The sequence below is a fragment of the Bradyrhizobium sp. genome, assembly GCF_030697065.1.
Classification (GTDB): Bacteria; Pseudomonadota; Alphaproteobacteria; order Rhizobiales; family Xanthobacteraceae; genus Bradyrhizobium.
The window spans coordinates 1-14,253 of record NZ_JAUYQU010000272.1 but is presented as its reverse complement, the minus strand read 5'-3'; the positions used below and the strand labels follow the sequence as shown (position 1 = coordinate 14,253).

The following is a 14,253-nucleotide window of genomic DNA, read 5'->3' as shown; positions in this document are numbered from 1 at the left end:
CTATCTGACCGCGCGGGGCCGCCACGATATGCTGCTGTACCGTCCGTTCTTCCGCGATGGCGAACGCACGCTGCTGCCGTCCAACCTCGCCGAGGCGGAAGCGCTCGGACCCGGCGTTACCCCGCTTCATCCCTCGCAGGAAGAACTCGCTCTCGACGTCGAGACACCCTCCGGTGAGGTGTTTGGAATCGATGATCCCCGGCTGCTCAATGCCCTCGGCGACGACAAATCCCCGGCATCCGCCCTGACGATGCGACGGTCGGATCGCGCCTTCACGGATTGCCGTCCCGTTTCGATGTTCTCGACCCAGTCGGTCCGCACGATCGAAGATGCCGTGGGCCTCGCGGTGGACAAGCGGCGGTTTCGCGCCAACATCTATCTCGACCTTGCATCGGGAGAGGGGTTTGCGGAGGACCGCTATGTCGGCCGCCAACTCCGGATCGGCGGCAAGGTCGTGATCGCGGTGCTCGAGCGCGATATAAGGTGCCAGATGATCAGCCTCGATCCGGAGACCGCGGAGGCAAACCCGGAGGTTCTGAAATATGTGGCGCGAAACCACGACGGAAAGGCGGGCATTTATGCCGCGGTTCTGGTTGAGGGGATGGTGCGCGCGGGGGACGAAGTCCGTCTGGTCGAATAGCGGCCCGTGGGGTAGCGCGGCATGCAAAATCGTCCTCTCGTAAGCCATTGATTTTACAAGACTCTGTATCTGTGCATGGGGTTGTTTTCGAAGTTTTGGCTGGGGCGGGCAGGTACCCGCTCAACGGAAAGCAGGTGCTGGGTTGCAAGAGCGTTATCAAGGACGGTCGCTGAACCGGCTGGAGGACCATCGCTTCCTCACCGGCCACGGCAATTATGTCGCCAACGACCACGTGCCCGGGGTGCTGCATCTCCATGTGGTTCGCTCGCCCGTCGCCTTCGCGCGGATCGCGCGGCTGGATTTGGCGGCCGCGCGCGCCGTCCCCGGCGTGGTGGCGGTCTACAGCGAAGCCGATCTCGCAGCCGACGGCATCGGGGAGTTGCCGTGCATCACCGTGATCGAGGCGGTCGAGCCGATCGTGGTGCCGCCGCGCCCGGCGCTGGCCCGCGGCGTCGTGCGGCATGTCGGCGATCCCGTGGTCTGCATCGTCGCGGAGTCGCCGGAGGCGGCGCTGGCGGCCGGCGAGGCGGTGGTTGTCGTCTATGAAGAAATGCCCTGCGTCACCGTCGCCACCGCGGCGTTGCAGCCGGACGCGCCGCCGATCTGGCCGGAGGCGCCGGGCAATTCCGCTTTCCTGTTCCGCAAGGGCGACGCTTCAGCCGTTGCCGCCGCCATGGCGCGGGCGGCGCATGTCGTCGAATGCGATCTCTTCAACAACCGCGTCGTCGCGGCCCCGCTGGAGACGCGGGCCGCCATCGGTTTTCATGACCGCAAGACCGACGGGTTCTGCCTCTCGCTGACCGGGCAGGGCGTGCACGATCTTCGCCGCCAGCTCGCGAATACCATCTTCCGGGTTCCGGTCGAAAGCATCCGCGTGGTGGTGCCCGATGTCGGCGGCGGTTTCGGGATGAAGAACTATCTCTATCCCGAATATGTGCTGGTGCTGTGGGCGGCGCGAAAACTTGGCCGCCCGGTGCGCTGGGTATCGGAACGATCGGAGGATTTTGTCAGCTCCGCGCAGGGCCGCGATTTCTTTACCCGCTCCAGGCTCGCCCTCGACAGCAAGGGCCGATTCCTCGGCCTGGAAGTCCGCGCGGTCGCCAATATGGGCGCCTATCTCTCGACCCAGGGTCCCATCAGTTCCACCAACGCCGCCGGCAGCGCGATGGGCGGCGTCTATGATATTCCCGCGGTGTTCGTCGAGGTGCGCGGCGCGTTTACCAACACGCCGCCGATCGACGCCTATCGCGGCGCCGGCAAGCCCGAAGCCAATTACCTGATCGAGCGGCTGGTGAACCTCGCCTCGCTCCGAACCGGGATCGATGCCGTAAAGCTGCGCCGCCGCAACATCATCGGCAGGTTTCCGCATCGCACGGCGATGGGCATGAAGATCGACGGCGGCCGCTTCGGGGCCGGCCTGGACGAGGCGCTCGCGCTCGCCGATCGCGACGGCTTTCGCAAGCGTCGCGCGCAATCGAAGAAGGCCGGCTTTTTGCGCGGCCTCGGCATTGCCTGCTTTCTCGAAACCTCCCGCGGCGCGCTCGGCGAGTTCGCCCGGGCGGCCTTCGAGGCGGACGGCACGGTGTCGCTGGCGGTCGGTACCCAGTCCAACGGCCAGGGCCACGAGACCGCCTATCCCCAGGTCGCGGCCGACCTGCTGGGATTGCCGATTGCCGCGTTCCGCTTTCACCAGGGCGATACCGAGCTTCTGCCCGGCGGCAACGGCCATGGTGGCGCGCGTTCGATGCATATGGGCGGCACCGCCCTCGTTATGGCCGTCGAAACGCTGATCGAAAAGGGCCGGCTGATCGCGGCGCATCTGCTGCAGGCGCCGGCCGATCAGGTTGCTTTCGTCGACGGCAGCTTTGTCGTGCAGGGCACCGAGCGCGCCATCGCGATCGGCAAAGTGGCGGAGGCCGCGCGGGATCCCGCCAATCTTCCGGAGGGACTGACGCCGGGGCTGGAAGGAAGCGCGAAGAACGGTTCCGATCTCTACACGTTTCCGAACGGCTGCCACGTCGCCGAAGTCGAGATCGATCCGGAAACCGGCGTGGTGCGGCTCGATCGCTACACGATCGCGGATGATTTCGGCAGTCTCATCAACCCGCGCGTGGCGCTCGGGCAGGTGCATGGCGGGGTGGTGCAGGGTATCGGACAGGCGCTGCTGGAGCACGTCGTCTTTGACTCCGAGGGCCAGTTGCTCACCGGTTCATTCCAGGATTACGCGCTGCCGCGCGCGCAGGATCTGCCGAACTTCGCCGGCGGCCTGAATGACTCCGAACCGACCCTGTCGAACCCGCTGGGCGTAAAAGGAACCGGGCAGGCCGGCAGCATCGCCGCGCCGCAAACCATCATGAACGCCGTGCTCGATGCCTTGTCGCCGCTCGGCATCCATGAACTCGATATGCCGGCGACGCCGTTTCTGGTCTGGAGCGCGATCCAGGCGGCCCGCGCGACGCAGCGAAATTCCCGCGAGCGATAGTGTGGCGGCGGGCGGCGTATTTGGCGTGGCGTATCCTACGGGCGGTTGAAACGCGCGCGCCGGGCGCTGACGGTTCGTGTCCAGACCTCGTGAAATTTCTTGGCGAGGCGCTTGTCGATATGCGGGCTGATCAGCTTTGTCATGGCAAAGGTGAGATCCTCGTATTCGATCTCGCAGCCGTCGGCCCGCGTCCGGGGCAGGAATCCCTTCTCGACGATGTCGGCGAACAGCTTCTTGTCCGCGCCATAGGCGATGCACAGCATGCTGAACGCCCGTTGTGCCGGCAGCGAATGTTCATCCGAGAATTTTTCGATCGGAATGGCGACCTGCGGCTCCGGGACGCGCAGCCTGTACTGGTAGGCGGCTCCCAGGATCATGCCGCGAGCCTCGTCCTTGCCGAGCCGCAGCATGATGTAGGCGGAGAACTGATCGGCGGCATCTTCTTCCCGGCCGAGCACCGGAATCTGCAGCATGCGAAAAACCGCGTGTCCGGTCTCGTGCAGGAACGTATCGAGTGCCGGACCGATGATGGTGTCCGCCCTGGAAACCCCGAGGGGAAGGTCCTGCTTCGGAGCGTTCTTTAGGAAGTCCGCCAGCAATTCGTAACAGACGGTGATGACTTCGTCGTAGTACCAGGCGTTTGCGACGCCGTCGCACCCCGCGACCTTAAATGTCAGCGGATAGGGAAGGCGGAGTGGGCTCAGCAATTCCTGCAGATGTTCGAGGGTGCGACCCTGCTTCATCTGGTCGTGGATGGCCTGGTGGGCCGGATTCTTCGGCGACACGTACTCATATCGGATCTGGTTGGGCTTGTTCGCGGGGGCCGCGAGGGCGCTGCTCGCAGCGGTCAGGGCCATGCCCGCCGCGGCCAGTATGGCGGCACGCGCTGCAGGTTTTCGCCGCGTCGCGCCGCTTGATTTCGACGGCGTCGATGCGTCGATTTGATGGGCCCGGCGAGCCGCTTGAGTGAGCATGCATTTTCCTCCCGTCGGCTCGGCATAAGACCGCTGCGCCGTCACCTTTCGCAACTGCGAATGGCGGCATGCAGCCGCACTGACGCCGGCATCCTACTCGATTTCTCCGTAGTGCGCGGACAAGACGATGTGCGCGTGCCAAAAAGCGGCTCACGAACCGCCGGTCACGCGTGGTCCGTTGCGGCCGGGCGGAAAAAAATCGACGCCACGATCGCCGTGCCGAGCCGGCTTGCCACGGTAAAGCTCTCATCGGCATCAATGCGCAGGGCGTGGCCGGCCGCGATCCGATTGGCCTCGCCGCCGATGATGACATCGCAGGGCGTCGCGGCCGCATAAAGGATGTGGATGCCGCGCGGGAGGGTATTGGTGGCGGCGGCCGCGAGGCATGAAAGGTCGATCGACACGCGGGAGCGATCGCCGAGCAGATTGACGACTTCGACCGGGCCGGCTTCAAGCCGGCTGACGATCGGCGTTTCCCCGGCAAACCGGACCGGCCTGAACGGCTGCCGGACGTCGATATCACCCGACGCTGTTTCGAGCACGAGTCCCTGACCGGAAACCAGCATTTGCTGGCGGTCGAAGCCGCTGAGGTCGGAGAACGGGCCCGGTGTCACGATGGCGGTGCGGCCAAATCGCCAGACCAATCCGTCCCAGCCGCCCGGCGCGAATCCGGGGAGCAGAGCTTCGGCGACGTCGATCGTGACGCCGCCGCCGTTTTTCCAGGGCGTGTGGCGGAAGGCGGCGGGATCGATCTTCGCGATCCGAATCCCGCCGCCGGAAGCCGTGGGGCTCATTGCCCCATCTTGAGGCCGAGCGACTTGCCGATCGTCGCGTTCCAGTTGGCGACGCAATCCGCACCGCAGCGCTGCGCGAAGCCGGGCATGATCGCCTTCACCAGCGCATCCTTGCGCAGCGCCTCGTCGGCGGGCGTCACGGCGACCAGTTTCATGCCCGCCGGCTTGCCTTCCTTGCAGTCGGCGTTGCCGGTGTTGCAGTCGATGCCGGTCTGGGTTTCGGTCCTGGCCTGCTCGAAGATCGAGTCTTCGAGCTTGCGGACATGGGTCTCCAGGAACGCCTGCACCTTCGGGTCCAGTGTCTTCCACCAGGCGAGATTGGCGAGGTGGGCGGCGAGGCCGAAGTTGATCGGCATCGGCGAGATGAATTTCGCCGATTCGTGCCACTTCGAGCGGTAACCGGACAGCGCGCCGGTGATGGCGCAATCGATCACGCCGCTGGCGAGCGCCGGTTGCACTTCCGCGAAGGCGATGGTGATCGGCGAGCCGCCGAGATGGGAAACGAACGCCTGCTGCGAGGCGCCGGACGCGCGCACCTTGCGGCCCTTCAGGTCGGCGACGTTGGTGAAGGCATCGCGGCAATAGATCACCTGGGCCTGATACGTCCCGAAGCCGAGCAGTTTCAAGCCGTGTTTCTCCTCGAGGAATTTTGCATAGCTCGGGCGCAGCACCTCGATGGTCTTCTGCAATTCCTCCACCGAACCGACCAGGCCGACCAGATCGGCCGCCTCGTTCATCGGCACTTCACCGGAATTGTAGTTCAGCACGGTGGTGGCGAACTGCAGCGTGCCGGCGGAAACCAGCCGGAAGATTTCGGGTCCCTTTAGTCCGAGCTCGGTGAAGGATTTGAGCTGCACCTTGATCGCGCCGGCCGACTCCTTTGGCACGGTCTCGTTCCAGAACGGCACTTCGCGGTTGAGATACATCGACAGATTGCCGATGCTGCCGACCACGTTGAACGAGGTGGCGGGCAATCCCTGGGTCTGGGCCGCCACCGGCTGCGGCGCGAGGCCGATGGCAGCGGCCGCGGCAAGCGCGGCAAGAACGGGTCGCATCGACATGATCGGGTCTCCTTGAGGGTGGGTCGGGATAATCGGGATATCGGCCGGCTATTTCGTCGGTTGCAGCAGGCTTGGCAGCCACAGCGCGAGCTCGGGGAATGCAATTAGAATGCCTATCATCATGATCATTGCGCCGACAAATGGAAGGGCGCCGATGCACAGGTCCCAGAACGGCCCGTGTCTGCGCACGGACTGGACCACATAGAGGTTGAGGCCGACCGGCGGGGTGATGAGCGCCGCCTCCATCAGGATCACGAAGATGATGCCCCACCAGATCGGGCTGTAGCCCATGGCGGTGATGACGGGCACCACCACCGGCGTGGTGGCGATCATCATCGACAGCGTCTCCATGAAGCAGCCGAGGATCAGGTAGAACGCGACGATCGCCAGCAGCATCGCCAGGGGCGGCCAGCCGAGCGACAGCACCGAGTCGGTCACCGCCTTGACCAGGCCGATCGAGACCATCACGAAATTGAGGAAGAAGGCAGCGATGATGATCAGCATGATCATGCAGGTGGTTCGCACGGTTCCTTCGAAGGCGCGAACCAAAACCGGCAGGGTCAGCTGGCCGTTGGCCGCGACCAGGCCCAGCGTCGCCATCAACCCGAGCGCCGCCGCCTCGGTCGGGGTGGCGATGCCGATATAGATGGAGCCGACAACGATGTGGAACAGGCCGAGCGGCGGCACCAGATGCTTCAGCCCGGCGATCCGTTGCGGCCACAACCCGGCGGTCTCGACGGCGGGGCCGGCCAGTCCCGGCCGCCAGATCGCGAAGGCGAACACGATCAGCGAGAACAGCCCGGCCAGCATGAAGCCCGGTATGAACCCCGCGGCGTAAAGCTGGGCGACCGACGTGTCGGTCAGGACGGCGTAGATGATCATGTTGATGGACGGAGGGATCAGGATCCCGAGCGTGCCGCCGGCGGCGATCGAACCAAGGAACAGCGGCGGATTGTAGCCGCCCTTTTCCATGTTGGGGATCGCGACGGTGCCGATGGTCGCCGCGGTCGCCACCGATGAACCCGAGGTGGCGGCGAAGATGGCGCTGGCGGCAATGTTGGTATGGATCAGACGTCCCGGAATGCGTGCAAACCACGGCGCCAGCGCGGTGAACAGCCGCTCGCTGGTGCCGGAGCGGTGCATGAGTTCGCCCATCATGATGAACATGGGGGCCGCGATAAGGATGAAGTCGTTCGACGTGTTCCACGCCAGTTCACCGACCGCGCCGGTCAGCGGAAAGAAGGCGTATTTCTGCGAGAGAACATAGGCCATGATCCCGAGCGCGGCGGCGACCGGCAGGCTGAGCGCCATCAGGCCGATCAGGAGGCTGAACGCGGTGCCGATCATGGCTGCGACGCCCCCGGCTTGGGCTGAGTCTTCGCCTCGACCCTGGCCATATCGATACCGGCCTGCTCCAGTTCTTCGGCAACGCGCAGGCTGCCGATCAGTTTGTCGAAGCCGCGCTGGTCCTTGGCCAGAAGCCGCAGGATGGCCTGCAACGGCAGCAGCACGGCCATGAAGGCGAACCAGAGCAGGCCGATCCACCAGATGCCCTGCGGCAGCACCATCGGGGTCTGCATGATGGAAGTCGACCGTGCATTCATGGTCCATGATTGCGCCAGGGTTTTCCAGCAGAACCACACCAGCGCCCCGGCGATGACGGCGAGCGCAAGGGCCGCCAGCAGGTCGCAGGCGGCGCGCAGGCGATAGGGCAGGGCGTCGAGCAGGATGTCGACCCGGATGTTGGACTTCGAGGTGACGGTGAAGGCGAGGCCGAGACCGATGCAGGCCGCGAGCATGTAGCCCGAGATTTCGAAGCTTTCGATCATGCCGCGCTTGAAAATGAAGCGCGTGACGACATCGAGCGAAATCAGCGCGCCGCAGCCGAACAGGATACAGGCGCCGGCGAGCCAGGCGAAAATCCGGGAGACGCGTTGGGGCCAGGGCTCGTCGGGCAGCAGCGGGTCGGGGGCGCTCATCGGTTGTTTTCTGTCGGGCTCGGTTGAACCATGGGCTCCGGGATCGTCTGCATTCATGGGTACAAGGCCGCGGATACGGCTTGCCGGGGACGGTAGGGATTCCACGGGCGGTCGTCAAACAAGGATCGATCGCGTGCAAGGATCGCCGTTTTGGTTATCCATATGCATTCCCCGTGGTCCGCGTCTGCTCATTAAGATGGCAGGTTCGCCCTCCGCAATGTTAGTGCATAAGTCCGATCAGCAATACCGCCGTGGATGGACCCAAGATGTTCCCCGATCCCAGCTCGCGCTCCCACCACCTCTACACCCGCGCTTTGTCCAGCCTGCCCGGCGGCAATACCCGCACCACCGTGTTCATGAAGCCCTATCCGATCTATGCCGCGCGCGGCGAGGGCTGCCGGGTGTTCGATGTCGACGGCAACGAATATATCGACTGCATCAACAATTTCACCGCGCTGATCCATGGCCACGCCCATCCGGCGCTGGTGGCGGCGGCGACCAAGCAGCTCGCGCTGGGATCGGCGTTCGGGTTGCCGACGGAGTCCGAGATCGATCTCGCGGAATTGCTGGCGGCACGGCTGCCCTCGGTGGAGCAGCTGCGTTTTACAAACTCCGGCACCGAGGCGGTGATGATGGCGCTCAAGGCCGCGCGCGCGTTCACGGGGCGGCCGAAGATCGCAAAATGCGAGGGTGCCTATCATGGCTCCTATGACTACGCCGAAGTCAGCCTCGACCCCGTGCCGGAAGCCTGGGGCCGCAACGCCCCGGTCTCGGTGGCCTATGCGAAGGGCACGCCGGACAATGTACTGGCCGACGTCATCACCATTCCCTTCAACGATGCCGAGGCAGCCGTCAGCCTGATCCGCGAGCATGGCGCGGAACTCGCCTGCGTGCTGGTCGACCCGATGCCGAACCGCGCGGGCCTCGCGCCCGCCGACAAGGCCTATCTCGAGGCGCTGCGCGCGGTCACATCAGAGGTCGGCGCGCTCCTGATCTTCGACGAGGTCATCACGTTTCGGCTGGGCTATCGCGGCGCGCAGGGGTTGTGGAATATAGATCCCGATCTGACCACGCTTGGAAAAATCATGGGCGGCGGTTTTCCGGTCGGCGCGGTCGGCGGCAAACGGGAATTCATGGCGGTGTTCGATCCCACCGCGGGCAAGCCCGATCTGCCGCATGGCGGGACGTTTTCGGCCAATCCGGTGACGATGCGCGCCGGGATTGCGGCGATGGAGTTGCTCGACGAGGCCGCGTTCGCGCGGCTCGATGCGATCGGGGAAGCGGTGCGCGGCGGCATCGATGATGCGTTCCGCCGTCACGGCGTGCCCGGCCGCACCGTCGGGCTCGGCTCGCTGCTGAAGATTCATTTCGCCGATCGCCCGGTCCGTGACTACCGCTCGGCCTATCCGACCGGGCAGGAAGTGCAGCGATCGGCGATGTTCCATCGCGGCCTGCTCAATCGGGGCGTGCTGGCGGCTGGCTATGGATTGATGGCATTGTCGACGCCGATGACCGATCGGGATGTCGAGCAGATCGTTGCGGCGGCGTCTGATGCGCTGGCCGACGTAGCTGCGGCGGTCTGGTGATCATTGCTTGATGGCCAAATGCACAGGGCGGGATATTCGCCCTCTTCCGCCTCAGAATCTGAATGCGCCTCGAATGACGGAAAGCGACACCGCATAGTTGTCGAAAAGCGTATAGCTCATTCCAAGAGCAACCCACGTCGAAGTGAAAGCCCATCCGGTCAGGGATATAGCGATTCGTCCCAGTCCAGTGGCATAGGCCCGGGCTAGAGGAGCGTGTCCGGCGAAGGCGACATCAAGAAATTTTATTGTCGCGCCAAGCCCCAGCCCGTGATGGAGCGCCCACGCTGTCCAGCCGAAGTTGGGCTGATGCCAGACACCGATCGTCAGCATTGCGCAAATAGCAGCCAGAATCGGCGAGCGTGATTCCATGTAGGCGGGAAAATAGACGCGCCGCATAACCCAGTTCGACAGCGTCATATGCCACGACTGCCAGTAGCGCTGAAGGTTCGACCTGATGAGAGGCAGATTGAAATTTTCCGGCAACCGCCACCCGAGGGCTCTGCCGGTGCCCAACGCCAGATCCGTATAGCCGGTGAAGTCGAGGTAGATATATAACGATTGACCAAGCAGCATTGGCCAAATGACCGAGGCATTCGCAGTTTCCGGGTTCAGCGCCACGATTTCCGCCGATTTCAGAACGACGGGAGCAAGTAACAAGTCCGCTGAAAGCTTCTTGGTCAGGCCAACCAGGCACCGAGCGATGCCGCTTCCATAATCAGTGATGGACCAATTCGCGAACCTTGCGCGGCGGAATTCCGCAAGCGTCGTTATCGGTCCGGCCGCCAGCATCGATGGATGAAGCATGAAGCCGAAATATTCGATGACGCCGACGTCTTTCAGAGTGTGCGCGCGCGCTGCGAAAATAATGTCGATCAAGCGAATTCCGAAATAGGACAGTCCCAGCGGCAAAGCCAATGACGATGTTTGCCCAAAGGCCGCGGATGCATGCGGCGCAAGAATCTTGAAATAGAATAGGACCATGAAAACGAAGCCGGTGACCAGCAGAAGGCCAGAAGCCGCCGTATCCTTTCGCGCCAGCTCAAGCCTGACGAGAAAATATCCTCCGGCCAGGAACGCCGCTATGGCGAACGCGCTTGCCGCGCCCGTTGTCGCGATCCAGGCGGCACTCAGAGTGATCAAGGCGACGAGTTCGAGACGAGGAGAAACTTTCCTTATCAAGATGATCAGCGGCGCCAGCAAGAGGAGTAGCGCCATAAACCAGAGCAATTCCGCAAAGGATGTGGCGGGTGCCCGCAAAATCGAAACGGGATTGAACGCTACGGAATCGATCGTAACCGTACTGTCCGTCGAATAGAGCGGCAATCGTTCATCCTTAGCTCGATTTGCCCGCCAGAGTATCTTGCACTCCCATGCGCTTCCAATCGTGGCGCAGTCCTTTTCGCCCGCAGCCAGCGTTCGGGGGATCAGTATTCCGAGCGTCGCCTGACCGTTGTTGCCGGTGATCGTGAGAACGCCGCCCACATGCGTTCCCCTGGTGTCCAGTTCGATGGCCAGCGAGTCCCCTGCATCGGCGCTAAGGGTTACAGGGCGACCCGAAATAAACGGCTCGCGCAAGAGTTCGCCGCCACCGTTCGAGACCGACTGACGGTAGACCTTTAGTCCAGCTTCCTCGCCGAAGCTTGTCGCCTCGATGATTCCAACAAGCGCGAGTACCGCAGCTATGATGACGAAGAGTCGCCACATGTCATTGCGACGCGCGAAGTGGGCATCCCAAAGCGCGTGTGACAGCGTCAAAGAAAACCGGATGCAATTTTTCACGACCTTTGGCGACTAAATGCTGAGTATCAAAGAAGTCCTTCGTATCGAGATCTCTTACCCGATTGCGCAAATCAATCGTTCTACTTTCGCCTCCGAGCAGTCGTATGGCATTGAGAAAGTCGGTGGAAATCAACTCGTTGACCTTGTCGAATGTCTTATCGGTCGGCGGGACGACGAATTTGACGTCGGAATTGGGTCCCTTGAAGCGATCGTGAAAGCGATTGTACCATTGGACGCCTGCTCGATAGCGGTTACGAAAATCGGTCACTCTGGTTGCGATATATGCATTCGCCTGTCGCAGCTTTTCGGCGTGCGTCCAGACGGGCTCACGATAGCTCGCGCGGTCGGGCTGCAAAGAATCTTCGGAAGGTTTTCGCGCAACTGGCTGGGGAGCGACAAATACATCCCGCAGGCGCCACTTTGCGCCAAGGCGTTCCTGTCGTGCAATGGCGCTGATGATTCGCTCGGAACTCCCAACGTGCCCGGTGTGCAACGCCACATTCCACAACAGGGAAAAGGAAACCGGAATCCCGCTGGGACGATGGGACAACTCGGTCATCACGCTGTCATCGTCGAATCCAAGCCTGTTCGGGTTAATACCAACAATGAACAGCCGTTTGCGGTTTTCGGGTACCAGTGCCGCGATGTCCCAGCTCTCTGAAAACGATTGGGAACTTGAGCCCAGATTGACGAATTGAACATCTCGCTCGCACCAGGCGGTCAACTGTTTCGACAACAGAGCATCATCCGCGGTCAGTTCGCGGATGGTCGAACCTCCCAACAAGACAACGAGTTCCCCTCCGGTCTCCTGGAATGCGCTTCCAACGTTCTGAAGCAGGAGCTGATAATCATCACCAGCTTTCGTGACCTGTGTACCAGCGGCATACAGGTTCCATGACTGGCCCAGTTCCAGCCTCAGCAACAGCGCTGCGAGAATCGCTACGGCGGTCAGAAATCCGGCGGCGCGGGCCGGGGTTTCGATAAGAAGCCAGGACCACCGACGAACCAGCAACGTAAGTGAACTAGAATCCAACATAACGAAATATACTCGACGAAACCCCATGCCGCGCGGACTCAAGGAGGAGAAATAATACGCAGCTGATCGCGAAAGCCGCAGTCGCGCTCCCGAGCGCGAAATCCAATAGTTGTCGCGCCGCCCGGTTTGTGCGTTCTTCAGGGTTTGGCATAGAGATCCGGGAGTTTCGAGAAGTTGCCGATAAGCAGTTGTTTGTCGAGCTTGCCGTTGGGCAGCTTCGGCAATGTTTGCCCGGCCGAGAGAATCATCGATGGGGTATATCTGTTGGGAAGCTTGGTTCTCACGGCGCGGATAAGAACTGCGCGCGAAGGCAAATTTTCATCATCCCTTGATGCGACAAAAAGCGCCGGCGTCTGGCCCAGTACCGGATGAATGACCGGTAATACACAGAACTCGTGTCCAGTTAACTCCGCTTGCAGCGCTTGTTCGATGCTGTGCCTGTCCACTTTTTCGGCCCCGACCTTGAATACGTCGTCAAGCCGACCGCTGACCGTGACAAGGCCGTCACTCCGCACAAAGCCAATGTCCCCCGTTCTAAAGACAGGTCGGGCTGGCTCGAAGTTTCCGCCAGTTCTCCAATAGCCGTACATCATGGTGGGGCCAGAAACGCTTATTTCTCCGGGGTTGGCGGCATCGTTCGCACCGTCAATGACGACTTCGAATCCCGGAAGCGGATAGCCCGCCGCGGCCGGATGCAATTGGCGGTCATCGTGGGGAAGAATGCACAGTCGGCCCGACACTTCAGTCAAACCATACATTTTGTGAAGCTTGGCTTCGGGAAAGCGCGCATCCACGGAAGCTCCCAAGGCAGGCGGCAGGAAATCTCCCGAACTTACAATGATCTGCGGACCCACGCCCACGAGCCGCTGGGACAACTCGCGAATTTGCAGGGGAGCCCCACCATAGCCGCCGGTACCTGCGGCAAAGAGCTCGTTTCGCTTGGTCCAATCCAACCCGCCTAAATGCTGCACCGGAATCTGGTTCGACCATGCCATGAAGGTATGCCCCAGTGGCGATATGAGGGACATGTCCGCATCAACCGCCCAAAACGAAGCAGATGAAATGCGTAGCCGATTTCCTGCGAGGGCAGCGTTTGCTGCAACTCTGCCCAGGTCGAGGGCCACGCCTTTCGGCTTTCCCGTCGACCCGGACGTCAAAATTATCAGATCGCCGGGCTGTTGAATGCTGGGAGGGATCGATAGACGATCAAGATGCCAGTCATTGGAATGGCCGTTCCAACGCACCATCGCTGATGCTGCCGTCAGTTCGGCCAAGCTTTCGCTATTCATGGAGGACTTACGCCACGCGACCGCGGTGTTATTGCTCAACCAGCAGCCGGCGATGCCGGCGAGGAAGGCGATCGGATCATCCGACGGAACGATCACCCTTCCATTCGTGGTCGACAGCTTTTCGGCGAGCAAGTTCGCCCGAAGGAGCAACTCCTCCGCCATCATATTGCCGGTCGCGCACCGGAACAGGTCGGCGCCTGTGCGACGGATGCCGAGCAGTGTTGCAAGAGCTTCAGAATTGCGTCTCATTGCCGACTTGAGGCGATCGATGAGAGCTGTCGAGCCAGGCTACCGATCGACTCAAAATGATCAAACTGAATATCTGTCGGGCCAAACGAGCGGGCGAGGCGACTTTCCAGCGCCAGAGTAATCTGCACCATAGCCATTGAATCTATGTGTCCCTCCAAGGCCGTTTCACTCGTCAGGGCCAGATCGGGTTCCACGAAGGGGCGAACGACGTCAACCACCAATTCGAGATAATCTTGGGCCATGTTTTCCGATAGGGGAGTCATTCACCGGCCTCGAGAAAATCATCAGCTCTGATTTTCGTCTGGGTAACAAGATAGGCCGTCAGGTCTTTCTCGGATTCGATCCCCTCAAGCTCTTTCGTCAAGGATCGGCTGCCCAGGCGGA

At 62.1% G+C, this 14,253-nt stretch carries 12 protein-coding genes; 3 read left to right on the top strand and 9 right to left on the bottom strand.

Going from position 1 to position 14,253, the window contains the following annotated elements:
- On the top strand, window positions 1-640 hold a 640-nt coding region (locus Q8R73_RS21300; RefSeq protein ID WP_305721520.1), incomplete at its 5' end, for an MOSC domain-containing protein.
- A 142-nt stretch (window positions 641-782) separates the two neighbouring features.
- On the top strand, window positions 783-3,122 hold the full coding sequence (locus tag Q8R73_RS21295) for a xanthine dehydrogenase family protein molybdopterin-binding subunit (RefSeq protein ID WP_305721519.1): 2,340 nt from the start codon (window positions 783-785) through the stop codon (window positions 3,120-3,122).
- Window positions 3,123-3,157: 35 nt separating this feature from the next.
- On the opposite strand, the gene Q8R73_RS21290 is transcribed toward Q8R73_RS21295, so the two are convergent.
- The 5 genes from Q8R73_RS21290 to Q8R73_RS21270 form a co-directional block, all read right to left on the bottom strand.
- Entirely contained in the window at window positions 3,158-4,096 is a 939-nt protein-coding gene (locus Q8R73_RS21290) for a DUF4344 domain-containing metallopeptidase (protein WP_305721518.1), read from the bottom strand.
- 164 nt (window positions 4,097-4,260) lie between these two features.
- On the bottom strand, window positions 4,261-4,890 hold the full coding sequence (locus Q8R73_RS21285) for a HutD family protein (RefSeq protein ID WP_305721517.1): 630 nt from the start codon (window positions 4,888-4,890) through the stop codon (window positions 4,261-4,263).
- A complete protein-coding gene (locus Q8R73_RS21280; protein WP_305721516.1) occupies window positions 4,887-5,951 on the bottom strand; it encodes a TRAP transporter substrate-binding protein in 1,065 nt (354 codons plus the stop codon). Before Q8R73_RS21280 ends, Q8R73_RS21285 begins: the two co-directional genes overlap by 4 nt.
- A gap of 48 nt (window positions 5,952-5,999) precedes the next feature.
- A complete protein-coding gene (locus tag Q8R73_RS21275) occupies window positions 6,000-7,298 on the bottom strand; it encodes a TRAP transporter large permease (RefSeq protein ID WP_305721515.1) in 1,299 nt (432 codons plus the stop codon).
- Window positions 7,295-7,930: a TRAP transporter small permease subunit gene (locus tag Q8R73_RS21270; protein WP_305721514.1), complete on the bottom strand. Its 636-nt coding sequence runs from the start codon at window positions 7,928-7,930 to the stop codon at window positions 7,295-7,297. The genes Q8R73_RS21275 and Q8R73_RS21270 overlap by 4 nt, the downstream gene beginning before the upstream one ends.
- A 266-nt stretch (window positions 7,931-8,196) precedes the next feature.
- On the opposite strand from Q8R73_RS21270, the gene Q8R73_RS21265 reads away from it, so the two are divergent.
- Window positions 8,197-9,516, top strand: coding sequence for an aspartate aminotransferase family protein (locus Q8R73_RS21265; RefSeq protein WP_305721513.1), 1,320 nt, complete (start codon window positions 8,197-8,199; stop codon window positions 9,514-9,516).
- A gap of 51 nt (window positions 9,517-9,567) precedes the next feature.
- Here Q8R73_RS21265 and Q8R73_RS21260 read toward each other — a convergent pair whose 3' ends face one another.
- The 4 genes from Q8R73_RS21260 to Q8R73_RS21245 all read right to left on the bottom strand — a co-directional run bounded on the left by Q8R73_RS21260 (window position 9,568) and on the right by Q8R73_RS21245 (window position 14,111).
- Window positions 9,568-11,220 carry an MBOAT family O-acyltransferase gene (locus Q8R73_RS21260; RefSeq protein WP_305721512.1) on the bottom strand — a complete coding sequence of 551 codons (1,653 nt, stop codon included), beginning with the start codon at window positions 11,218-11,220 and terminating at the stop codon, window positions 9,568-9,570.
- 1 nt (window position 11,221) lies between these two features.
- Window positions 11,222-12,307 carry a hypothetical protein gene (locus tag Q8R73_RS21255; RefSeq protein ID WP_305721511.1) on the bottom strand — a complete coding sequence of 362 codons (1,086 nt, stop codon included), beginning with the start codon at window positions 12,305-12,307 and terminating at the stop codon, window positions 11,222-11,224.
- A 161-nt stretch (window positions 12,308-12,468) separates the two neighbouring features.
- Window positions 12,469-13,869, bottom strand: coding sequence for a class I adenylate-forming enzyme family protein (locus Q8R73_RS21250; RefSeq protein ID WP_305721510.1), 1,401 nt, complete (start codon window positions 13,867-13,869; stop codon window positions 12,469-12,471).
- On the bottom strand, window positions 13,866-14,111 hold the full coding sequence (locus Q8R73_RS21245) for a hypothetical protein (protein ID WP_305721509.1): 246 nt from the start codon (window positions 14,109-14,111) through the stop codon (window positions 13,866-13,868). Before Q8R73_RS21245 ends, Q8R73_RS21250 begins: the two co-directional genes overlap by 4 nt.
- Between the last annotated feature and the right edge of the window lie 142 nt (window positions 14,112-14,253).